Raw genomic sequence first — 22,858 nt, 5'->3', positions numbered from 1 at the left:
GCCATGACCGGAGTGCAGGTGACAGGTCTTTATAAATCCTTCGGCACGGTGAAAGTCCTCAAGGACGTGGCGCTGGACGCTCAGGCCGGGGAATTCGTGGCCCTCGTCGGCCCCTCGGGATGCGGCAAATCCACCCTTCTGCGCTGCATCGCCGGGCTGGAGGCGATTGATCAGGGCCTGATCCAGATCGGCGGCCGCGATGTTACGCAAGCTGACCCCAAGGAACGCGACGCGGCGATGGTGTTCCAGAACTACGCGCTCTATCCGCACATGACCGTGGCGCAGAACATGGGCTTCTCCCTGAAGCTGCGCGGCGGCAAGCCCGAGGACATCACCACCCGCGTGCGTGAGGCCGCCACCATCCTCGGCCTTGAAACCCTGCTGGACCGCTACCCCCGCCAACTCTCGGGCGGTCAGCGCCAGCGCGTGGCGATGGGCCGGGCCATCGTGCGCAAACCCTCGGTCTTTCTGTTCGACGAGCCGCTCTCCAACCTCGACGCCGCCCTGCGCGTGCAGATGCGCGCCGAAATCCGCGCCCTGCACCGGCGGCTGGGCGTCACCTCGATCTACGTCACCCATGACCAGATCGAGGCGATGACCATGGCCGACCGCATCATCGTCCTGCGCGCCGGGGTGGTGGAACAGGCCGGCAGACCGCTGGACCTGTACGACAGACCGCGCAACCTGTTTGTCGCCACCTTCATCGGCTCGCCGTCGATGAACCTGATCGCGGCGGAACCCGCCGGCGGCACCTTCCGTCTGGCCGATGGCCAAAGCCTGACCGCGCCGCACAGTGCCGCCCTGCCCGACCGCGTCACCCTTGGCCTGCGCCCCGAACACCTCTCCATCGCCATGGCCCCGGCCCCGGACGCCATCGCAGCCCAGGTGGTGACCTGCGAAACCACCGGCGCCACCTCTTATCTGACCGTCAGGGTCGCGGGCCACCCCCTCACCGTCACCGCCCAAACCCGGCTGGAACTGGGCGAGGGGCAGACCATCTGGCTGACCATCCCGCCCGCGCAAATCCACGTCTTCGACGCCGCCACCGGCCTGCGGGTCGAGGCCTAGCCCACCAAGGCCTCGGCCAGCGACCGTGCCACCTGCTCCACCCAAGGCGGCGTCACCTCCCACCCGGCCAGCCGCGCGGCCCGCAGCAGGGCACCGCCCACCGGCGGCAGGCGGCAGGGCAGGGGGGCCACGCCCACCCGCTGCGCAATCCGCGCCAGAACCTGCGGATTGGTCGTCACCCCGCCGGCATAGGTCCAGCGCAGCGGCACATCCCCCGCCGCCTTGCGCCATGCCGCCTGCAAGGTGCTGGCCAGCTCATCGCCCGCCCGCTCAAGGAGGCCCAAGGCCCGCGCATCGCCCGCCGCAGCCATCCGCGCCACCTGCCGCGCCAGATCGGCAATCGCCGACCGGCGATGGTCCTGCGCATAGCACCAGTCCAGCAACGCCTCGGGGCCGATCCCCAGCCCCGCCAGGATCCCCGCCGAAAATCCGCTGACCGGCAGACGCCCGTCCAACTCGCGCGCCACATCGGCCAGCGCCTCGCGGCCAATCCAGTAGGCGCTGCCCTCGTCGCCGAAAATCTCGCCCCAGCCGCCCGACCGTTCATGGCGGTCGCCCGGCCCCCCCAGACTGGCCCAGGCCATTGACCCGGTCCCCGCCAGGATAAGCCCGCCAGCCTCCCCGGCAAACGCCCCGTCAAAAGCAATCCGCACGTCATTGTCGACCAAAACCTTGCCCGGCAGCAGCGCCGCCACGACCCGGTCCTGCTCGGCCGAGACTTCGGCGATCTCGGTGTGATACGACAAGCCGAACGCCGCCGCCGCCGGGTTTGGTTCCACGGCCCGCACCTCTGCCACCAGCGCCCGCAACCGCTCGGGCCAGTCCGGGACCGAGACGGGGTCAAGGCTCGCCGCGCGAAAAACCTGGCTCACCGTGCCGTCACGCCGCGCCAGTGCGGCCACGGTTTTCGTGCCGCCGCTGTCCACCCCAAGGATGCGTGTCATGTTCCGGACCTTCCTGCCCCTTGCGCTGAAACCCGCCTGCGCTCAGGCCTTCCCTTAGCATGCCCGCGCCAAAACCCCAGCCTGTTCCTGTGCTGTCCGGGGCGGGCCAAGCCCCGCCAAACGCCTTTCCAAGGCCTTGCGGCAGCGCGCCCCGTGTAGCTACGCAAAAATGACGCAAACCCTACGCAAACCCGACGCCAACCCGACAGGCCGCAGCCGCCGTCAGGCCCCCAGCAGCAGGTCCTGCACCTGCGCCACGCGCCCCGCCAACAGGTGGGCCTGCCCCCGCGATTCGACATTCAGCCGCACCACCGGTTCGGTGTTCGAGGACCGCAGATTGAAGCGCCAGTCGGCGAATTCCAGGCTCAGCCCGTCGGTTTCATCGACCGTCAGGGCCAGCGGCTGGAACCGCGCCCGCACCCTGGCAATGGCCACCGCCGGGTCGCTCAACTGGTAATTGATCTCTCCGGACGAGGGGAACGCCGCGCGGCGGCCCGCCACCAGATCGGCCAAAGCGCCCTTGCGGCTGACCAGTTCGGCGATCAGCACAAAGGGGATCATGCCGCTGTCGCACCAGACAAAATCGCGGAAGTAGTGATGGGCCGACATCTCACCCCCATAGACAGCGCCCGTGTCGCGCATCGCCTGCTTGACAAAGGCATGCCCGGTGCGCGCCTGCAGCGCCACGCCACCGGCTTTGGCCACAACATCCTTGGTGTTCCAGACCACGCGCGGGTCATGCACGATCTTGGCCCCCGGCTCCTTGGCCAGGAACACTTCGGCCAGAAGCCCGACAATATACTCACCGTCAATGAAGGCGCCGGTGTGGTCAAAGAAGAAACAGCGGTCAAAGTCGCCATCCCACGCCACCCCCAGATCGGCGCCGGCGGCCACCACCGCATCGGCGGTCTGCGGCCGGTTTTCCACCAGTAGCGGGTTCGGAATGCCATTTGGAAAGCTGCCGTCGGGCGCATGATGCAACCGCACGAAGGTCAACGGCGCACCAAGCTTCGCCAGCCCTTCAGCAATCGCATCAAAGGTCGGCCCCGCCGTCCCATTGCCAGCGTTGACCAGAACTTTCAACGGTTTCAAGGCGTTGACGTCAACGAACGACAGCACCGTTTTCACATAGGCCGCCCGCGCCTCCGCCGAAACATCGCGCAGGATGCCGCCAGGTTTGGCCGGACCGAAGGTATCCGCCTCGGCCAAACTCTTGATGGCCGACAGCCCCGTTGCCGCATCCAATGGTGCCGAGCCGTGGCGAACCATCTTCAACCCATTGTAATCAATCGGATTGTGTGACGCGGTGACCTCAATCCCGCCGTCCGCCGCGAAATGCGTGGTGGCATGGTACATCTCTTCGGTCCCGGCCAGACCCAGATCCAGAACCTCAACCCCCTCGGCCAGCAAAGCCGCCACCACCGCCGCCGCCAGCTCCGCCGACGAGGCGCGGCAGTCGCGCCCAACAACCACCTTCGCAGCCCGCAAAGCCACCGCAAAGCCGCGGCCGATCCGGTAGGCGATCGTGTCATCCAGATCGACGCCAAGGCGCCCGCGAATGTCGTAGGTCTTGAAGCAGGTCAGGGTCATGGGACGCAATCCTTGAACGGCAGAGTCAATATGTTGATGAATCGTGCGGCGCTTTTGCTAGCGCTAGCCCTTCGCCCCGGCGCCCCGGGCATAAACGTCCTCGTAGCGCACGATGTCATCCTCGCCAAGGTAGATGCCGGTCTGCACTTCGATCAGCACCATGTTGACCTTGCCGGGATTCTCCATCCGGTGCACGGCGCCGAGCGGGATGTAGACCGACTGGTTTTCCGTCACCAGCTTTACCTCTTTGTCGATCGTCACCTTGGCGGTGCCTTCGACGACGATCCAATGCTCGGCCCGGTGGTGATGGCTTTGCAGGCTCAGTGCGGCCCCCGGATGCACGACGATCCGTTTGACCTGAAAGCGGTTGCCGACGACAAGGCTTTCAAACCAGCCCCAGGGCCGGTGATCTTTCGGGAAGGTTTCAGCCTGCGGAACCTTGGCGGCCTTCAACTTGTTGACGGCGATCTTCACATCCTGCGCGCGGTCCTTGGTGGTGATCAACACCGCATCCGGCATGGCAACGGCCACGATATTGTCCAGCCCGATCCCCACCAGTTGCAGGCCGCCCGCTTCCGACCGCAACAGGCTGTCGGTGCAGTCAATCGCCATGGCATTGCCGTGGGTGACCGTGCCCGTGTCATCGGGCTGGGATTCGCGCCAGACCGCCTCCCAGCCGCCCAGATCGGACCAGATGCCGTTATAGGGCACCACGGTCAGATTGGGGGCCTTTTCCATCACCGCATAGTCGATGGAAATGTCAGGCACCGCTGCCCAGGCAGCCGGGTCAAGCCGTGTGAAACCAAGGTCAAGCGTCCCCGAGGCCAGCGCGGCGCGCACTCCCGCCAGGATTTCGGGCGCAAAGGCAGTGAAAGCCTCGATCAGGGTCGTCGTGGTGAACAGAAAGATCCCTGCATTCCACGCATGGCGCCCGTCAGCCAGCATGGCGGCGGCGGTGGCGGCGTCGGGTTTTTCGACAAAACGCTTCAAGGGCTGGGGCAGCGGGGCGAATCCCGGGGCATCTTGCGACAATTCCAGCCAGCCATAGCCGGTTTCCGCCCGGTCAGGCTGGATGCCGAAAGTCACAAGCTGCCCCGATAGCGCCGAGGGCACCGCCGCCAGAACGGCCGCGCGGAACTGCTGGTCCTGCGGAATGACGTGATCGGAGGGTGCCACGATCATCAACGCCCCCGGTTCCGCCGCCTCCAGCACCAGCGCCGCGGCCAGCACGGCGGGGGCGGTGTTGCGCCCCTGCGGCTCGATCAGCGTGGCAACCGGATTGATGCCGACGGCCGCAAGCTGATCCTTGACGATGAAGCGGAAATCCGACCCCGACACCACCAAAGGGGCCGAAAACCCGGGTGCGGCAAACCGGCGGGCCGAGGCCTGAAACAGGCTTTCCGTCCCGGCAAGTGCTGAAAATTGCTTGGGAAAGCTCTTGCGTGACAAGGGCCACAGCCGGGTTCCCGAACCGCCACACAAAAGCACGGGATGAATGGTCTGCGTCATTGTATTGGTCATTTCTTTAATCACTTATAGCGATCAGCCCCGCACCGCGGTGTCTGACTCCAGTTGTTTCCTGTACCACTTGTAAGTTGCGCAAATCCCTTCGCGCAACTCAAACCTTGCGGACCAGCCCAATCGCTGGAGCCGAGAGACATCCATCCGTTTTCGCATCGTACCATCGGGCTTGCTCAGGTCAAAAATAAGGCGGCCTTTGAATCCGGCCGTTTCGGCCACGATCCGGGCCAGCTCGGCAATCGAGATGTCGCGGCCGGTGCCGACGTTGATGTGGCTCAGCATCGGCCGGGTTTCGGCTTGATAGACGGAGGCGGGCAGGTCCAGCACGAACAGGCTGGCTTCGGCCATGTCATCGACATGCAGGAACTCGCGGCGGGGCGTGCCGGAACCCCAGATCACCACCTCGTCCTCTCCCGACAGCGTCGCCTCGTGGAAGCGGCGGATCAGGGCGGGCAGGACGTGGCTGTCGGCTGCGTGAAAATTGTCGCCCGGCCCGTATAGGTTGGTCGGCATGACCGAGCGGTAGTCGACGCCATACTGCCGATTGTAGCTTTCGCACAGCTTGATCCCGGCGATCTTGGCCACGGCATAGGGCTCGTTCGTGGGCTCCAGCGGGCCTGTCAGCAGGGCATCCTCGCGCATCGGCTGCGGCGCTTCCCTGGGATAAATGCACGACGAGCCCAGTTGCAGCAGTCGCGTGACGCCCGAAGCATGGGCCTGATGGATGACGTTGCACTCGATCATCAGGTTTTCGTAGATGAACTGCGCCGGGTAGGTGGTGTTGGCCAGAATGCCACCGACCTTGGCCGCCGCAAGGATCACGATGTCAGGCCTTTCGGTCTGAAAGAAGGCGCGCACGGCGTCCTGCCGGGTCAGATCCAGTTCCGCGTGGCTGCGGGTGATCAGCGTCAGCGCTTCGCCCGCGTCCTTGCGCGCTTGCAGTTGGCGCAGGATCGCACTGCCCACCATGCCGCGGTGACCTGCGATGTAAATCTTCGTCATGGTTTGTCCTGCCCGTCGGACCGGTCGCCGGCGTTTCCAGCGAAGAAAACGGCAACCAGATGTCGCATGTCTGTCAACTTTCGAAACTGACCGGTGTATCCAGCCCATGCGTCTTCAAAAGGGCATGGCGGCGGGCTGTGGTCAGGTCGTGGTCCACCATTTCCCGACACATCTCCCGTGCGGTAATTTCTGGCTGCCACCCCAGCTTTTCCTTCGCCTTCGTGGCATCGCCCAACAAGGTTTCAACCTCGGCCGGGCGGAAATAGCGCGGGTCGATCCGCATCACGACCTGACCTTCACGCACCATCGGCGAGAGGTTGCCGTTTACCGTCTTGACCACCGCGACCTCATCGACGCCCGTGCCCCGGAAGGCCAGCGTCAGGCCCAGATCTGCGGCGGCCCAGGTGATGAACTCACGCACCGTGTGGTGTTGACCGGTGGCGATCACATAGTCCTCCGCCTTGTCCTGCTGCAACATCAGCCACTGGGATCGGACATAGTCCTTGGCATGGCCCCAGTCGCGCAAGCTGTCGATGTTGCCCATGTATAGGCACGGCTCCAGCCCCATGGCGATGTTGGACAAGCCGCGCGTGATCTTACGCGTCACGAAGGTCTCGCCGCGCCGGGGGCTTTCGTGGTTGAACAGAATGCCGTTGCAGGCGTAAATCCCATAGGCCTCGCGATAGTTTACCGTGATCCAATAGGCGTAAAGCTTGGCCACGGCATAGGGCGAGCGGGGGTGGAACGGCGTCGTCTCGCGTTGTGGGGTTTCCTGAACCAGACCGTAAAGTTCTGAGGTGGAAGCCTGATAGAAGCGGGTCTTGGATTCCAGTTTCAGGAAACGGATCGCTTCCAACAGGCGCAGGGTGCCCAAGGCGTCGACGTCTGCCGTGTATTCGGGGGCCTCGAAACTGACGGCGACATGGGATTGAGCCGCCAGATTATACACCTCGTCCGGCTGCACTTCCGAGAGAATCCGTGTCAGGTTCGAACTGTCACTCAAATCACCGTAATGCAGACGGAAGCGCGCGTTGTCGATGTGGGGATCTTCATAGATGTGGTCCACCCGTTGAGTGTTGAACTGCGAAGCGCGGCGTTTGATGCCATGCACTTCATAGCCCTTTTCCAGAAGCAACTCGGCCAGATAGGAGCCGTCCTGTCCGGTGACGCCGCTGATCAAGGCTTTCTTCATGAAACGGGGTCCATTTTCCTGATGATAGGCGGGGTTTGGTGTCCCTAAGCGCACGCGACACCTGTATGCGCAGAGCTATCCGAAAGTTGCGCACCGTTCCAGATGTTCGCGTCCTTTGCGCAACCTTATCCTGATGTTGCAGTATCCTGCGGCGAAAGGTTGGCCTTCTGGCGCACCGGATGGTTGCCGCTGCGCCGGGGGGGGCGGTCCGGCAGGCCTCCGATGACGTATACGTCCTGTGCATTTGGGTGGCACTTGCAGGGGTCCGCTTGTAACCTGATAGGAACATCGGGGGTGTCGGATGAGAATGCATCGTTTGGGCCGGTCAGGCTTGAAGGTCTCGGAACTGTGTCTTGGCTGCATGAGCTTCGGAGAGCCGGATCGTGGCGGTCATCCCTGGACCCTGCCGAAAGAGGAGTCGCGGGTGCTGCTTGGTCAGGCGATCGAGGCGGGGGTGAATTTTCTCGACACCGCCAACGTCTATTCCGACGGCTCCTCGGAAGAGATCATCGGCGAGGTGCTGTGGCACATGGTGCGGCGGGATGAGGTGGTGCTGGCCACCAAGGTGCATGGCGTCATGCTGAACGAGCCGCAGATGCGCGGCCTGTCGCGGCGGTCGATCCTGCACAATATCGACGCCAGCCTGAAGCGGCTGAAGACCGACCATGTCGATCTGTATCAGACCCATCGCTGGGACAATGACACGCCCATCGAAGAGACGATGGAGGCGCTGCATGATGTCGTGAAGGCGGGCAAGGCGCGGTATATCGGGGCCTCGACCATGTGGGCCTGGCAGTTCGCCAAGGCGCAAGAGGTGGCGCGGGCCAATGGCTGGACACCATTTGTTTCGATGCAGAACCAGATCAACCTGCTGTACCGCGAGGAAGAGCGCGAGATGATCCCCCTTTGCCTTGACCAGGGTGTTGGCCTGATCCCGTGGAGCCCGATCGCGCGCGGCAAGCTGGCGCGTCCGGCAGGGGTGCAGACGGACCGGGCGGGCAAGGACAAATACATGGCCTATCTGTTCGACAAGACGGCTGAGGCCGATGCCCGGGTGATTGGCGCGGTGCAGGGCCTGGCCACCGAACTGGGGCGTCCGATGGCACAGGTGGCCTTGGCCTGGGTGCGCCAGAAGACCGGCGTCACCGCCCCCATCATCGGCGTCACCAAGCCCGAACACTTGACCGAGGCCTTGGCGGGCCTTGATCTGGTTCTGACCCCGCACCAGATTGCCGCCCTTGAGGCCGCCTATATCCCCCACGCGCCCCTGGGGCAGGAGTAAGCCATGACCCATCCCGCTTTCGTTTCCGGCCGCACCGCGGTCATCACCGGCGCGGCCTCTGGCATCGGCTTTGCTGCGGCCGAGGCGGTGGCGGCGCTTGGCATGGGGGTCTTGATGATCGACCTGCCCGGTGAGGCGCTGGACGCTGCAGCACAGCGGCTGGCGGCCAAGGGGGCGACGGTCTGGGCGCAGGGGGCCGATGTGTCCGACCTGTCGGCAATGGAGCAGATCGCGGCGGCGGCGGTGGACCTGCCGCCAGTGACGTTCCTGTTCAACAACGCCGGGATCGGGATGCCATCCTCGACCCTGGGCGGGGCGAAGGCGTGGCAGCGCACCCTGGGTGTCAACCTGTGGGGCGTCATCCACGGCACCATGGCGTTTTCGCCAGCGATGATGGCGCATGGCGAACGGGCGTTGATCGTCAACACCGGATCCAAGCAGGGCATTACCACACCACCGGGCAATCCGGCTTACAACGTGTCCAAAGCCGGGGTGAAATCGTTCACCGAGGCTTTGGCGCATGAACTGCGCAACGGGGCTGGCAAGGTCTCGGCGCATCTGATGATCCCCGGCTGGGTTCACACCGGGATGACGGCGGCCAGTGGCGCGCCCAAGCCTGCGGGGGCGTGGTCTGCGGATCAGGCGGTGGCGTTCATGCTGGACAGCCTCGACCGGGGTGACTTTTATATCCTGTGCCCGGACAACGATGTACCGCGCGCCCTAGATGAAAAGCGCATCGCCTGGGCGGCAGGCGACATCATCGAGAACCGTCCCGCCCTGTCGCGCTGGCATCCCGATCATGCCGAGGCGTTCAAGGCCTATCTGAAAGGCTGACGCCCTGCGCTGAACGCGGACCAAATCGAGCGCTGGCGCGCATTCCTTTGTCTCGCCTCTGGCCCAAGGGCCAACCGGCCCGGCGAAGAGCGCGCCGCGCGGGAGTATTTGGACAAAGAGCAAAGGGCAGGGAATGGGCTTGCTGGTTGCGGGCAAAAGGACTAGCAGCCGGGGCTTCATTCACGGAAGCAGCCCCCATGCCCACTTTGGCCATCGACTTTGGCACCTCCAACTCTGCCGCAGCCATTCTGGAAGACGGCAAGGTGCGCCGTCTGCCGATCGAGACCGATGCCGAAACGGTGCCGACGGCGGTGTTCTTTCCGTTGGACAAGGGGCCGATGCGGATTGGCGTACAGGCGGCGGTGGCGCTGATCTCGGGCGAGGAGGGCCGTTATATGCGGGCCCTGAAAAGCGTGCTGGGGACCGGGTTGTTCCATGAACAGCGGCTGATCGGCGGCAAGCGGCGAACGCTGGCCGACATTGTCACGGCGTTTCTGATCGCGGTGAGAGAACGCGCCGAGGCCGCCTCGGGCCGCAAGTTCAGCCGGGCGCTTTCAGGCCGGCCGGTGCATTTCCATACCTCGGACCCGGTGCGCGATGCCAAGGCCGAGGCCGATCTGCTGGGCTGCTACAAAGCGGCGGGGTTTGATGAGGTATCTTTCCTGTTTGAACCCGAAGCCGCCGCCTTGGCGACACATGGCTTGGGGCAACCCGGAGAACTGGGGCTGATCGTCGACATCGGCGGCGGCACTTCGGACTTTTCGGTGTTCCGGACCGAGGCAGGCAAGGTGCGTATTCTGGCCAGCCACGGCATTCGTCTGGGTGGCACCGACTTTGACCATGCGGTGTCGATGGCCCATGCGATGCCTTATCTGGGCTATGGCGGACAACTGAAGCGGCAAATGGGCGAGGGGCTGTTGCCGGTGCCCAACCACATCTATGTCGATCTCTCGACCTGGGCCAAGATCCCGTTCCTGTACACGCCGGAAACCCGGGCCATCGTGGCAGACATGGTCAAAGTGGCCGTGAAGCCGCGTCACCTGCGCCGCCTTGCCAAAGTGCTGACCGATGAACTGGGCCATGACCTTGCCTTCGCGGTCGAACGCGGCAAGATCAACGCCAATGCGGGCCGCGAAGGCGCGCGCATCCAGATGGACAAGATCGAGCCCGACCTGCAGGTTGCCATCTCGCGCGGTTCGCTGGACCGCGCCTTGGCCCGCTACCGCGCGCCCTTGCGCGAAGCGGCGCTGGAGACCTGCCAGATGGCGGGCGTGTCCGCCGAGGCGATTGGCACGGTGATCCTTGTTGGCGGCTCCAGCCTGATGGGCATGGTTGAAGCGGTGGCGCGCGCGTTGTGCCCGAATGCCACGCTGCAAAACTCCGAGCCGTTTACGGCGGTGGTCGATGGGCTGGCGCTGGCCACCGACCCGGCCCTGCACCCCTAGGCGCGGTTATTTGCCAACCGTTGCGGAATTCCCATAGGCAAAGCCTGTCGCATTCGTTAGCATTTTCAAACCTAAAACGGCAAAAAGCCGGGACAAACAAGAAACGAGCAGGCAGGACAGGCATGAAAACGGGCTCATCGGGCACGTTCGTCATTTCATGGTCCCAGACAGAAACGGACGGGGTCGCAGCCGCGTCGCTGGATTTGCTGTCGGTTGGCGTGACATGGCGCTGGACGGGCGAGCCGGTGCGGGTCGACGGGCCGGCCACGCTTCTGCGTCTGGATGGGGCTGAGGGCGTTGCAGAGATGCGGCGGCGGGCGGCGCGGGTGGCGCGGCGGCTGGTCGGGGCCTGCGCCTTGCCCCGTGTTGAGCCAGCCCTAGAAGGCGGACCTGACCTGACCTTTCCCAGCTTCACCCTCACGGACGGGTACGCCAGCTTTGCCATGACCCTGATGGCCGTCCCCGAGACGGGCGGGCTCCTCGCCCTCGCGGTCGGGCCTTTGCCGCCGGTGGACCGGGATCTTTGGGTGGTTCATGTCGCGGCGGATCGTCGCAAGATCACCTCGCCGACCGACGGCGGGGTGATCTGCTTCACGCCCGACACCCGCATTCTGACCCCACAGGGCGGGCGGGCGATCCAGACCCTGCGTCCGGGCGATCTTGTCTTTACCCGCGACTGTGGCGCGCAGCCTGTGCTGTGGGTCGGGCAGCGGCACATCTCTGGCGCCCGTCTGCACGCGATGCCGCAGTTGCGCCCGATCCGCTTTCGCAGCGGTGCCTTTGGCCGGGACCGGCCCGAGCCTGACCTGCGCGTCAGCCCGCAGCACCGCATGCTGATCAAGGGCCGTGCCGCGCAGGCGCTGTTCAGCGTCGACGAGGTACTGGTCAAGGCCGAGGACATGGTCAACGATGCCACGGTCGCGGTGGACTATGCCTGCAAAGAGGTGACCTACGTCCATGTCCTGCTGGAACATCACAACATCATCTGGGCCAACGGGCTGGAGACCGAAAGTTTCCACCCCGCCAACGCCGCGCCAGAGATGATCGACGCCGGACAAAAGGCTGACCTTCTGGCGGCCATGCCGGCGCTTTCGGTCAACCCGCAGGCCTACGGCGACTTTGCCCGCCGCAACCTGACCACCTACGAGGCGGCGATCCTGCGGCATGACATGCCCCGCCTGACCTGTTGACTCCGCCATCTTGCCCTGTATAAGCCGCGCAAGTCCCGGATGAGAGTCCGGGGCTTTTCATTGGTGTTGGTGGACCTCGCAAGAGGAGACCTGTCGGCCGCAAGGCAAAGGACAACGCCCTTCATGGCCCAAGGTATGGGGACCGCAAGGTTCAGCCAAGGGCGCCAAAGAACGAAGGAGATCAGCCGTGACCAAACGCACGTCTGCCAAATACAAAATTGACCGCCGTATGGGCGAAAACATCTGGGGCCGTCCGAAGTCCCCGGTGAACAAGCGTGAATACGGTCCCGGCCAGCATGGTCAGCGCCGCAAGAACAAGCTGTCGGACTTCGGTACGCAGCTGCGCGCCAAGCAGAAACTCAAGGGTTACTATGGTGACCTGACCGAAAAGCAGTTCCGCAAGATCTATGCGGATGCTGAACGTCAGCGTGGCGATACCGGTGAAGCGCTGATCGGCCTGCTGGAACGTCGTCTGGATGCCGTCGTGTACCGCGCCAAGCTGGTGCCGACCGTGTTCGCCGCCCGCCAGTTCGTCAACCACGGCCACGTGCATGTCAACGGCAAGGCCGTGAACATCGCGTCCTACCGCGTGAACGAAGGCGACGTGATCGAAGTTCGCCAGAAGTCCAAGCAAATGGCCACGATCACCGAAGCCCTGGCTTTGACCGAGCGTGACATCCCCGACTATCTGGAAGTCGATCAGCACAAGCTGACCGTGAAGTTCGTCCGTACCCCGACCTTGGGCGACGTGCCCTATCCGGTGAAGATGGAACCGAACCTGGTCGTCGAATACTACGCCAAGAACTGATACCGGCCCTTACGGGTTCCGGCACAAGGGTCCGCCGGTTGGCGGGCCCTTTTCGTTTCAAGTCATGCCCTTTTCAACGCCGGGAACTTTGCAATGCCAACGACCCGTCAAAACCGCAAGAACACGGTAGAAGGCCGGTTCGAGCAATTTCTGTTCGCCGCGCGCTGGCTGATGGCGCCAATGTATCTGTGCCTTGTGATCTCGTTGGCCATCCTGACGGTGATCTTTGTGCGCGAGACCGTTTCGATCCTGCCCCATGTGCTGGAGATGACGGCCGATCAGGGTATCCTGTCGATCCTGTCTTTGATCGACATGTCGCTGGCGGCCAACCTGATGCTGATCGTGATCTTCAGTGGCTACGAGAATTTCGTGTCGAAGCTTGACCTTGAAGATGCCAAGGACCGGCCGTCCTGGATGGGCAAGGTCGATTTCTCGGGGCTGAAGATGAAGCTGATCGCCTCGATCGTGGCGATTTCGGGGATCCACCTTTTGAAGGTGTTCATGGAACTGGGGCAGGATGGCGCGCATCCGGTCAGCAGCGAAATGCTGCGCGACATGGTGATGGTGCATCTGGCCTTCGTCATCTCAGGCGTCCTGTTGGCGTTGATGGATTGGCTGACCGACCGCTCTGGCACGCACTGAGTTTTCCGTCTGGCCATCACTTCCCCCGGCGGATACAACGCCCGTCGAAGGATCCGAGGTTTATTGAATGAACGACGCCATCCGTCCGCAACCTGGCATCATGGACATTGCTTTGTACGAAGGCGGCAAGGCCTCGGTCGCGGGCGTGTCGAACGTGGTCAAACTGTCGTCGAACGAAAATCCGTTCGGGCCGTCTGGCAAGGCCAAGGACGCGTTTCAACGGTCTGTGCACCAGATCCACCGCTACCCCTCGACCGATCATCAGTCGCTGCGGACGGCCATTGCCGATGCGCATGGGCTGGATGCGGCCCGTATCATCTGTGGCGTCGGCTCGGACGAGATCATCCATTTCCTTTGCCAAGCCTATGCCGGACCCAAGGACGAAGTGGTCTATACCGAGCACGGGTTCCTTATGTACCGCATTTCGGCAATGGCGGCGGGGGCCACCCCGGTCGAAGTGGCCGAGCGTGACCGGACAACCGACGTTGACGCGATCCTGAAAGCCTGCAACCGGCGCACCAAGCTGGTCTTCATCGCCAACCCGAACAACCCCACCGGCACGATGATTTCGGCCGCCGAGGTCGCGCGTCTGGCCGCCGGTTTGCCTGCACAAGCCATTCTGGTGCTGGATGGGGCCTATGCCGAGTTTGTCGATGGCTATGACGGTGGTGCGGCTTTGGTGAATGCGCGCGACAATGTCGTGATGACCCGGACCTTCTCGAAGATCTACGGCCTTGGCGGGTTGCGCGTGGGCTGGGGCTATGGACCCAAAGCCATCATCGACGTGCTGAACCGCATCCGCGGTCCCTTCAACCTGTCCAACACCCAGCTGGACGTGGCCGAAGCCGCCGTGCGCGATCAGGACTATGTCGCCAAATGCCGGGCCGAGAATGCCAAGATGCGCACCTGGCTGGCCTTGGCCCTGGGCGAATTGGGCGTGCCGTCTGACACCTCGATGGCCAATTTCATCCTCGCCCGCTTCGCCTCGCCCGAAGAGGCAGAGGCCTGTGATCTGTTCCTGCAGGCGCAGGGGCTGATCGTGCGGCGTGTCTCCAGCTACAAGCTGCCAAACTGCCTGCGGATCACGATTGGCGACGAGGCCGGGTGCCGCCGCGTCGCCCATGCCATCGGCCAGTTCAAGGGCATGAAATGACTGTGATCTACCAACGTGTTGCCCTGATCGGCCTTGGACTGATCGCCTCGTCCATGGCCCACGCCATGCGGGCCAAGGGGCTGGCGGGCGAAATTGTCGGCCATGCCAAATCCGCCGAGACCCGCGCCACGGCGTTGGACATCGGGCTCTGTGACCGCGTCTATGCCACGGCGGCCGAGGCGGTGGCGGGGGCTGATCTGGTGGTGCTGGCGGTTCCGGTCGGCGCCATGGCGGCCCTTGCCGCCGAGATTGCCCCCTATCTGAAGCCCGGTGCCACGGTGACCGACGTCGGCTCGGTCAAGCAGGCGGTGATTGCCGCCGTCCAGCCGCACATCCCCGAGGGCGTGACCTTCATCCCCGGCCACCCGATGGCGGGCACCGAATATTCCGGCCCTCGATCGGGGTTTGCCACGCTGTTCCAGAACCGCTGGTGGCTTCTGACCCCGCTGGAGGGCACCGATCCCGCCCGTCTGGCGCAACTGCGGGCGCTGTTGGAGAGGTTCGGCGCCAAGGTCGATACGATGGACCCGCCGCACCATGATCTGGTGCTGGCGGTGGTGTCACACACCCCGCACCTGATCGCCTACACGATGGTGGGCGTGGCCGATCACCTTGCGCAGGTGTCCAACAGCGAGGTCATTCAGTATTCCGCAACCGGTTTTCGCGATTTCACCCGCATCGCCGCCTCTGATCCGACGATGTGGCGCGATGTGTTCCTGACCAACAAGGAGGCGGTGCTGGACATCCTCGGCCGTTTTGCCGAAGAACTGTTCGTGCTGCAACGCGCCATCCGCATGGGGGACGGCGACCATCTGTTTGACTACTTTACCCGCACCCGTGCCATCCGCCGTGGCATCATCGAGGCGGGGCAAGATACGTCGGCCCCCGACTTTGGCCGCGTCGCCTCATCCAAGACCGGGGCCTGACGTGACCTGGCTTCAGGCCGCCGCGGTGGTTCTGCTGGGCACAGGCGCCGCGCAGGCCGAGGCCGATCTGTCGACCTTCCGCCCGATGCCGCGTCCGGCGGCGGTGACCGGGGTCGCAGCACAGGGCCCGATACGGCCAACCATCCGCCCGATGCCCAGGCCCAAGCTGGACGTGGAATCCGAAGCGCTCCCGCACATCCGTCCGATGCCGCGTCCGCCGTTGCTGGCCAGCGCCCCGGTCGTGCCGCCGGTTGATCCGGCCTTGCAGCCGGCCGTCGTGCCGCCGGTGTCCCCGGTTGTGACGCCGCAGAAACCCGTCAAAGCCTCGCTGAAAGGGTCGGTCTGTCAGCAACCCCAGATCAAGGGCAAGACTTTGGCGCCGATCCGCTCGGTCGTTGCGGGGTGCAATGTGCCCGATGCGGTTCTGGTCAGTCAGGTCGCGGGCGTGGCGCTGAACCCACCCGCCACGATCAACTGCGAAGAGGCAAAGGCGCTGTCGGTCTGGGTGAAGGGCGGGCTAGAGCCAGCCTTTGCCAACTCCATCGTTGCGCTGAACGTGGTGGACAGTTACGCCTGCCGGCCGCGCAACAATGTCCGCGGGGCGCCAGTTTCGGTGCATGGTCTGGGTCAGGCTATTGATATTGCAGGGTTTGTGACCAACACGGGCCGCACCTACACCGTGGCGCAGAACTACAACGCCCAGATCAGGGCTGCCGAGAAATCCGGATGTGGCACCTTCCACACCATCCTCGGCCCCGGCTCGGACGGCTATCACGAGAACCACATCCACTTTGACGTCAGCCATCACGGCGGCAGTGACTATTGCCACTAAGGCCAAGGGCGCGCCCGATCTTTCATCGCAAGATCGGGCCTATTGCAGCCGTGGCGCGGGGCCGAGCGGCAGGGGGCCCAGACGCATCTGGCCGGACTTGAAGATCAGCGGCAGGCTCAACACGTCGGGGTCCTTGCCGGTCTTCGACAGAAACTCCAACCCGCGCTCCACCGTCACCTGATTTTGCGGCGGCACCAGACCAAGCGCCACCACCACGGCCGGCAGGCTGCGCCACCCTTTGAGGGCCAGATCAATCTTGCCGTCCGGCATGCCATCGGCATCGGCCTTCACGCTGCCAGAGGCCGTCAGGTCCATGGCCCCCCACGCCAGATGCACCGCCGTCACCGTCACATCCAGAACCTTGGGGTCTTGCATCACCCAGTCCAAGGGCTCTGACAGGGTCGCGCTGGTGTCGACATGCAGGGTTGTGATCACGGGCCCCAGATCGGGCAGTTGGGCCAGAGTGTCGGGCAGGGTCATATTGCTGGCATCTGCCCCCAGCCTTACGGCATTGACCCGCGTCGGATCGCGCTCGACCGCCAGTACCGCCTTCTCTGCCCCAGCCTTCCAGCCCGCGTCCGAGGTCAGGGCCACACCCTCGGCCTCCAGCACCGCGCGGTCGGGCGACATGGCCAGCGAGGGTTGCATCAGCAGGCTGCCCATCATCCGCGAGGAGCCGACCGTAACCTTCTGCCCATCCGGCACTTCGATCACCTGAGTGTTCGGCAGGGCACCGATCAGATGCCAGGGCTTCCACGTCATGGCAAAGACCTGCGCGAAGGGGGCTTTCCAGCCCCAACCGCTGACCGGGTCGGCCAGATGCACGTCGTTTGCCGTCACGTCAAACCGGTCGGCAAAGCCCGCCACCGAGACGCCGGACGTCTCGGCCACCATCCCGGCGGCCTTCTGATCGGCAAACCAACCCTCGACCCCGCTTTTCACCATCCGGGCGCCGACAAACCAGTAGCCGCCCCACAGGATCCCCAGACCAAGACACATCCACAGGATGAACCGCATCGAACGCATGTGATCTGGCCCTTTTCCTTGCCCTGAAGGGATGCTTACAAGGGTGCAACGGAAAGGGCCAGTTGATGCAGGAAACGCTTTGGGTCTTTGGCTATGGGTCGCTGATCTGGGACACCGGGTTTCCCGTGGCCGAGCGGATCGTGGCCCGGGCCGAGGGCTGGCATCGCAGCTTCTGCATGCGGTCCATCCACCATCGCGGCACGCCCGAGCAGATGGGGCTGGTGCTGGCACTGGACCGCGCCCCGGCCTTCTGCGACGGCGTGGCGTTTCGCGTGGTCCGGGGCGCCGAGGCCGAAACACTGGCCGCGCTGCGGGAACGCGAACTGATCTCCTCGGCCTATCTAGAGGAATGGCTTCCGGTTCTGACCACCGACGGGCGAGCATTGACCGCGCTGACCTATGTCATCGACCCCGACCACGTGCAGTATTGCGGTGGTCTCTCGTTGCAGGAGCAGGCCAGCATCATCGCGCAGGCCGTGGGCGGTCGTGGTCCCAACCGCGACTACCTGTATGCCACAGCGGCCCATCTGGCAGAACTTGGCATCGCCGACGCCGATCTTGATCGCCTTGTCACAATGGTACGCGAAATCCGTGCTTAAGCCGCTTTCGCTTGGCAGGCCGGGATTGCCTGCTATTGTTGCCTCAACAGAACAATGACCCGAAAACAGGCATGACCCAGCAGGACTCCGCACCGATTTCCTTCACCCAGCCGGTTCGGCAGATCGTCACCATGCTGGTGGCATGCGGGCTGGTCGCGGCAGGGGCCTGGCTGATCCGCGGCGATGTCCTGCGGATTCTGGAGACCAACCCCTGGCTCAACGCCTTCATCATTGGCGTCTTCAGTCTGGGCATCCTGACCTGCTTCTGGCAGGTCCTGATCCTGATCCAATCCGTGCGCTGGATCGAGAACTTCGCCAATGAGGTTCCCGGCACCGAAACCGCCCATCCGCCGCGTCTGCTGGCCCCGCTGGCGGCGCTTCTGCGCTCGCATGAGGCCAAGAAGCACATCACGTCGTCGAACGCGCATTCCATTCTGGACTCGGTCGCCACCCGGATCGACGAGGCGCGCGATATCACGCGGTACCTGACCAACCTGCTGATCTTCCTTGGTCTTCTGGGCACCTTCTACGGTCTTGCCACCACGATCCCCGCCATTGTCGGCACGATCAAATCCCTGGCTCCGCAGGCGGGCGAGACGGGGGTGGAGATTTTCACCAAGCTGATGGCGGGCCTGCAGGAACAACTTGGCGGGATGAGCACGGCCTTCTCCTCTTCGCTGATGGGTCTCGCCGGCTCCTTGGTGGTGGGGCTGCTGGAACTGTTTGCCAGCCACGGCCAGAACCGCTTTTATCGCGAGTTGGAGGAGTGGGTCTCTTCGATCACCCGGCTGGGTTTTGCCGGAGGCGAGGGGGAGGGGGCCGATCAGGCGGTTCTGACCCAGTTGCTGGATCATATGGCGGGCCAGATCGAGGTGCTGCAGACGATCTATGTGCAGGCCGAGGCGACGCGGGCGCAAAGTCAGGACAAGATCGGCGAACTGGCGACCGCCGTCCGCCGTCTGTCCAAGACGATGGAGGCAGACAGCGGTCAACTGGCCGTCTTGAACCGGATCGCAGCCGGGCAGGAAAAGGTTCTGGCCGCCCTGACCACCGCCGAAGGGGGCGCGCATGGCTATACCGATGCCGAAAGCCGGATGCGCCTGCGCTCGATCGACGTGCAACTGCTTCGGATTCTTGAGGAAATCTCTGCCGGGCGGCAGGAAAGCATCGCTGACCTGCGCGGCGATCTGACGGCCTTGACCACTGCGATCCGCGCCCTGTCGCGTGGCTCTGTCGGGCGGGGCTAAACCATGGGCCTGAGCCGCCGCCGCCGCGAAGGGCCGAACATCTGGGCGGGCTTCGTTGATGCGGTCACGACGCTTTTGATGGTGCTGATGTTCGTTCTGACCATCCTGACCGTCGCCCAATCCGTGCTGCGTGACACGATCACCACCCAAAGCACCGAGTTGAACCAGTTGAATGACCAGCTGTCGCAACTGGCTGATGCGCTGGGGCTGGAGAAGGCGAAGTCCTCGGATTTGTCCCATCAGATCGGCACCTTGCGCAGCAGCCTTGATGCAGCCAAGGCGGCGGGCGACAAGCAGGCGGCGCAGATTTCCGACCTGTCGGGCCAGTTGACTGCCAAGGAAAGTGCTTTGGCTGACGCTCAGGGCAAGATTTCCAGCTACGAGGCGCAGGTGGCCAGCCTTCTGGCGCAAAGCGATGCGCAAAAGGGTCAGATCGGCACGCTGACCGCCTCGGTTGCCGACCTGCAAGCTGCCGAAAGCAAACTGGTTTCCGAGAAGGACGCCCTTGCCCTGGCCGTGGCCAAGGCGCGCGATGAGGTGGATGCCGGGGCCGAAGCCGCCCGTCTTGCCGCCGCGCGCCGCGATGCGTTGGAGGCTTTGGTGGCCGATCTGAAGAAGCAATCGTCTGACAAGGATACCGCGTTGACCACGGCCCAAAGCCAGGCGACGACGCTTCAGACCCAGCTTTCGGACGCCGAACAACAGCGTCTGGTCGATGCGGCGGCAGCACAGGCCCTTCAGGAAAAACTGAAGAATTCCGATGCCGAATTGACCTCGATGACCCTCGCCCTTGAGGAGCAGCGCAAGAAGGCCGAAGAGACGCTGACACTTCTGGCGGCGTCGGATGCGGCGTCCAAACAGGCGCAAGACGCTGGCCAAAGCCAGAAAGACGCCGTGATGGCCGAGGCGCAGAAGATATTATCCGAGAAAGATCAGCAGCTTGCCGATCAGGCGCGCAATGTGGCGCTGTTGAACCAGCAACTGGATGCGCTGCGCACGCAACTGGCGCAACTGCAGGGGATGCTGGACGCGTCCGCCGCCAAGGACAGTTCGAACAACGTCCAGATCGAGGCTTTGGGCAGCCAGCTGAACGCCGCCTTGGCGCAGGTTGCCGCCGAACAGAAACGCCGCGCCGAGCTTGAGGCCGCCGAGGCGGATCGGTTGAAGGCCGAAAATCAGGACCTGTCAAAGTATCGCTCTGAATTCTTTGGGGAATTGTCGAAGCTGCTGGCGGGGCAACCCGGCGTGCGGGTGGTGGGCGACCGGTTTGTCTTCTCGTCCGAGGTGCTGTTCCAGCCGGGCGCTGCGGATTTGTCGCCCGAAGGGCAGGCGCAGATCGCCTCGGTTGTGGAGACGCTGAAGCAGGTGGTGCCGCAGATCCCGCCTGCGATCAACTGGATCATCCGTGTCGATGGTCATACCGATGCCAAGCCGCTGTCGGGGACCGGACAGTTCAAGGACAATTGGGAACTGTCGCAAGCCCGGGCTTTGGCTGTGGTGCGCTATATGACGGATGTCTTGGGCTTCCCGCCCAACCGCTTGGCCGCCGCCGGATTTGGCGAGTTCCAGCCGGTCGCGCAAGGTGAGAGCCCCGACGCGTTGGCGCAGAACCGCCGGATCGAGTTGAAGCTGACCGAACGTTAGACGGGCGGGGCCTTCACGCCCCCGCCCCTTGTTCCTAGGTCACCTTCGGCAAGGTCAGACGTGGATGGCACCGTCGCCGCAGGCGAGGGCGGCCTCTCGTACAGCCTCGCTATAGGTGGGGTGTGCGTGGCACGTTAGCGCAAGATCTTGAGCTGATGCGCCAAATTCCATCGCCACGCAAACCTCATGGATCAGGTCGCCCGCGGCGGGCCCGATGATATGGGCACCAAGGATCCGGTCGGTGGCGGCGTCAGCGAGGATCTTCACGAAGCCATCGGCCTGAAACACTGCCTTGGCGCGGGCATTGCCCATGAAGGGGAATTTGCCGACCTTGTAAGCGCGGCCCTGTTCCTTCAGTTGCTCTTCGGTGGCGCCAACTGATGCGACCTCTGGCGTGGTGTAGATCACGCCGGGGATGACACCGTAATTGACGTGGCCGTGCTTGCCCGCGATGTTTTCAGCGACAGCCATGCCCTCATCCTCGGCCTTGTGGGCCAGCATAGGGCCTGCCACTGCGTCGCCGATGGCGTACAAGCCCTTGATGTTGGTGGCATAATGGGCGTCAGTCTTGATCGTGCCGCGCGGCCCCATCTCCACCCCCAGTGCCTCCAGCCCCAGTCCTGCGGTGTAGGGTTTGCGGCCCGTGGCAACCAGGACGACATCGGAGGTGATGGTCGCTTCGGACCCATCCTTGCGCAGCTTGTAGGTGGTGGTGGTGCCGGTGACACCTTGTACAGCGGCCCCAAGGATGAACTTAAGCCCTTGTTTCGTCAGTATTCTCTGGAAAGTCTTCTGCACCTCGGCATCCATGCCGGGCGTGATGGCGTCAAGGTATTCGATCACGGTGACCTGAGTGCCCAGACGGGCGTAGACCGAGCCGAGTTCAAGCCCGATGACACCCGCGCCGATCACCGTCATCGACTTCGGGATCTCGGCCAGGGTCAAAGCGCCGGTGGAGGTGACGACCTTGACCTCGTCCACGGTCACGCCGGGAAGCGAGGACGGTTCGGAACCCGTTGCAATCACGACATTTTTTGACGTGTGGATCTCATCGCCGACCTTGACCTGGCCGGCGCCCACGAGGGTTCCCCAGCCTTTAAGCCAGGTGATCTTGTTCTTCTTGAACAGGAACTCGATCCCCTTGGTGTTGCCATTCACCACATCCTGCTTGTAGGCCTGCATCTTGGACCAGTCGACGCTTGGCGCGGCGCCCATCAGGCCCATTTTCTCAAAGTTTTCATGGACTTCGTGCAAGTGGTGCGTGGCGTTCAAAAGCGCCTTGGAGGGAATGCAGCCGACGTTCAGGCAGGTGCCGCCCAAGGTCTCGCGCCCTTCCACCACGGCGGTTTTCAATCCCAGTTGGGCCGCGCGGATCGCTGAAACATAGCCGCCGGGGCCGGCGCCGATCACGATCACATCAAACTCTGCCATGGTCTTTTCCCTTCAATTTGGCGTCTTCCTTGCGTCTTCCTTCGGTCTTGCTTGTGTGAAGACAGATTACAGCAAGGCGGCCAGCAGCATCACGATGGTTGCAAGTTGGCCCACACCCCAGATCGCCGAGCGCCACGGGGACCACCCCCAGGCGTAAGCCGGAACATAGAGGATGCGGGCGGTGAGGAAGGTCCAGGCGCAGGCGGCGGTCAGGCCGCTTTGCCGGTTGGAGAGGGTCACCACCACGACGGCGATGGTGAACAGGATCAGTGCCTCGAAATGGTTGTTCAGCGCCCGTTGCAACCGCGCCGTCAGCTTTGACAAGGGGCGCGGCGGCGGCAGATCCCGCGGGCTGCTGGTATAGGCCGGGGTCAATTCGACATTCGCGGGCACCGCGAACAGGGCGAACTGGACGACCTGCAACAGGGCCGCGAGGGTGAGGGCGGTGAGTTCGCTTGTCATCGGGCACCTTTGGCGGATGG

21 protein-coding genes are annotated in these 22,858 nt (G+C 63.9%); 13 read left to right on the top strand and 8 right to left on the bottom strand.

From position 1 onward, the window contains the following. Nucleotides 1-3 precede the first annotated feature (3 nt). Nucleotides 4-1,068, top strand: a complete 1,065-nt coding sequence (locus AC1Y2B_RS12745) for an ABC transporter ATP-binding protein (protein ID WP_482253474.1) — start codon at nt 4-6, stop codon at nt 1,066-1,068. Here AC1Y2B_RS12745 and AC1Y2B_RS12740 read toward each other — a convergent pair. The 5 genes from AC1Y2B_RS12740 to gmd all read right to left on the bottom strand — a co-directional run bounded on the left by AC1Y2B_RS12740 (nt 1,065) and on the right by gmd (nt 7,317). Beyond that, nucleotides 1,065-2,012 (bottom strand): N-acetylglucosamine kinase, encoded by a 948-nt coding sequence (locus AC1Y2B_RS12740; protein ID WP_482253473.1) that lies wholly within the window; start codon nt 2,010-2,012, stop codon nt 1,065-1,067. The two genes, AC1Y2B_RS12745 and AC1Y2B_RS12740, sit on opposite strands and share 4 nt — an antisense overlap. Before the next feature lie 222 nt (nt 2,013-2,234). Further along, nucleotides 2,235-3,602 (bottom strand): phosphohexomutase domain-containing protein, encoded by a 1,368-nt coding sequence (locus AC1Y2B_RS12735; RefSeq protein WP_482253472.1) that lies wholly within the window; start codon nt 3,600-3,602, stop codon nt 2,235-2,237. A 63-nt stretch (nt 3,603-3,665) separates the two neighbouring features. Then, nucleotides 3,666-5,111: a mannose-1-phosphate guanylyltransferase/mannose-6-phosphate isomerase gene (locus AC1Y2B_RS12730; RefSeq protein WP_482253471.1), complete on the bottom strand. Its 1,446-nt coding sequence runs from the start codon at nt 5,109-5,111 to the stop codon at nt 3,666-3,668. A gap of 33 nt (nt 5,112-5,144) precedes the next feature. Further along, nucleotides 5,145-6,125 carry a GDP-L-fucose synthase gene (fcl, locus tag AC1Y2B_RS12725; protein ID WP_482253470.1) on the bottom strand — a complete coding sequence of 327 codons (981 nt, stop codon included), beginning with the start codon at nt 6,123-6,125 and terminating at the stop codon, nt 5,145-5,147. A gap of 73 nt (nt 6,126-6,198) precedes the next feature. Beyond that, nucleotides 6,199-7,317 carry a GDP-mannose 4,6-dehydratase gene (gene gmd / locus AC1Y2B_RS12720; RefSeq protein ID WP_482253469.1) on the bottom strand — a complete coding sequence of 373 codons (1,119 nt, stop codon included), beginning with the start codon at nt 7,315-7,317 and terminating at the stop codon, nt 6,199-6,201. Nucleotides 7,318-7,618: 301 nt separating this feature from the next. Between gmd and AC1Y2B_RS12715 the strand changes: the two genes are divergently transcribed. From AC1Y2B_RS12715 to AC1Y2B_RS12675, 9 genes are all read left to right on the top strand, one after another. After that, entirely contained in the window at nt 7,619-8,599 is a 981-nt protein-coding gene (locus AC1Y2B_RS12715; RefSeq protein ID WP_482253468.1) for an aldo/keto reductase, read from the top strand. Between the two features lie 3 nt (nt 8,600-8,602). Further along, nucleotides 8,603-9,433 (top strand): SDR family NAD(P)-dependent oxidoreductase, encoded by an 831-nt coding sequence (locus AC1Y2B_RS12710; RefSeq protein ID WP_482253467.1) that lies wholly within the window; start codon nt 8,603-8,605, stop codon nt 9,431-9,433. A 197-nt stretch (nt 9,434-9,630) separates the two neighbouring features. Further along, a complete protein-coding gene (locus tag AC1Y2B_RS12705; protein WP_482253466.1) occupies nt 9,631-10,878 on the top strand; it encodes an Hsp70 family protein in 1,248 nt (415 codons plus the stop codon). 122 nt (nt 10,879-11,000) lie between these two features. After that, nucleotides 11,001-12,068 (top strand): Hint domain-containing protein, encoded by a 1,068-nt coding sequence (locus AC1Y2B_RS12700; RefSeq protein WP_482253465.1) that lies wholly within the window; start codon nt 11,001-11,003, stop codon nt 12,066-12,068. Between the two features lie 187 nt (nt 12,069-12,255). Continuing rightward, nucleotides 12,256-12,876: a 30S ribosomal protein S4 gene (gene rpsD, locus AC1Y2B_RS12695; RefSeq protein WP_482253464.1), complete on the top strand. Its 621-nt coding sequence runs from the start codon at nt 12,256-12,258 to the stop codon at nt 12,874-12,876. Nucleotides 12,877-12,969: 93 nt separating this feature from the next. After that, nucleotides 12,970-13,518: a TIGR00645 family protein gene (locus tag AC1Y2B_RS12690; RefSeq protein ID WP_482253463.1), complete on the top strand. Its 549-nt coding sequence runs from the start codon at nt 12,970-12,972 to the stop codon at nt 13,516-13,518. Between the two features lie 67 nt (nt 13,519-13,585). After that, complete coding sequence (gene hisC, locus AC1Y2B_RS12685) at nt 13,586-14,671, top strand: histidinol-phosphate transaminase (RefSeq protein WP_482253462.1); 1,086 nt, start codon at nt 13,586-13,588, stop codon at nt 14,669-14,671. Continuing rightward, nucleotides 14,668-15,597, top strand: a complete 930-nt coding sequence (locus AC1Y2B_RS12680) for a prephenate/arogenate dehydrogenase family protein (RefSeq protein WP_482253461.1) — start codon at nt 14,668-14,670, stop codon at nt 15,595-15,597. Before hisC ends, AC1Y2B_RS12680 begins: the two co-directional genes overlap by 4 nt. Nucleotide 15,598: 1 nt before the next feature. Then, nucleotides 15,599-16,429 carry an extensin family protein gene (locus tag AC1Y2B_RS12675; RefSeq protein WP_482253460.1) on the top strand — a complete coding sequence of 277 codons (831 nt, stop codon included), beginning with the start codon at nt 15,599-15,601 and terminating at the stop codon, nt 16,427-16,429. 39 nt (nt 16,430-16,468) lie between these two features. On the opposite strand, the gene AC1Y2B_RS12670 is transcribed toward AC1Y2B_RS12675, so the two are convergent. Then, nucleotides 16,469-17,455, bottom strand: a complete 987-nt coding sequence (locus AC1Y2B_RS12670; protein WP_482253459.1) for a DUF2125 domain-containing protein — start codon at nt 17,453-17,455, stop codon at nt 16,469-16,471. Between the two features lie 65 nt (nt 17,456-17,520). On the opposite strand from AC1Y2B_RS12670, the gene AC1Y2B_RS12665 reads away from it, so the two are divergent. The 3 genes from AC1Y2B_RS12665 (at nt 17,521) to AC1Y2B_RS12655 (ending at nt 20,945) form a co-directional block, all read left to right on the top strand. Continuing rightward, nucleotides 17,521-18,054, top strand: coding sequence for a gamma-glutamylcyclotransferase (locus AC1Y2B_RS12665; protein WP_482253458.1), 534 nt, complete (start codon nt 17,521-17,523; stop codon nt 18,052-18,054). 71 nt (nt 18,055-18,125) lie between these two features. After that, nucleotides 18,126-19,301, top strand: a complete 1,176-nt coding sequence (locus AC1Y2B_RS12660; RefSeq protein WP_482253457.1) for a biopolymer transporter ExbB — start codon at nt 18,126-18,128, stop codon at nt 19,299-19,301. Nucleotides 19,302-19,304: 3 nt separating this feature from the next. Next, the gene (locus AC1Y2B_RS12655; RefSeq protein ID WP_482253456.1) at nt 19,305-20,945 is read left to right on the top strand and encodes a peptidoglycan -binding protein; all 1,641 of its coding nucleotides are present in this window, start codon (nt 19,305-19,307) and stop codon (nt 20,943-20,945) included. Nucleotides 20,946-20,999: 54 nt separating this feature from the next. On the opposite strand, the gene lpdA is transcribed toward AC1Y2B_RS12655, so the two are convergent. Then, complete coding sequence (gene lpdA, locus AC1Y2B_RS12650; RefSeq protein ID WP_482253455.1) at nt 21,000-22,376, bottom strand: dihydrolipoyl dehydrogenase; 1,377 nt, start codon at nt 22,374-22,376, stop codon at nt 21,000-21,002. A gap of 66 nt (nt 22,377-22,442) precedes the next feature. Next, nucleotides 22,443-22,838 (bottom strand): MAPEG family protein, encoded by a 396-nt coding sequence (locus AC1Y2B_RS12645; RefSeq protein WP_482253454.1) that lies wholly within the window; start codon nt 22,836-22,838, stop codon nt 22,443-22,445. Between the last annotated feature and the right edge of the window lie 20 nt (nt 22,839-22,858).

Source organism: Stagnihabitans sp. (assembly GCF_964946895.1).
This window is presented reverse-complemented; position numbering and strand designations above follow the sequence as displayed.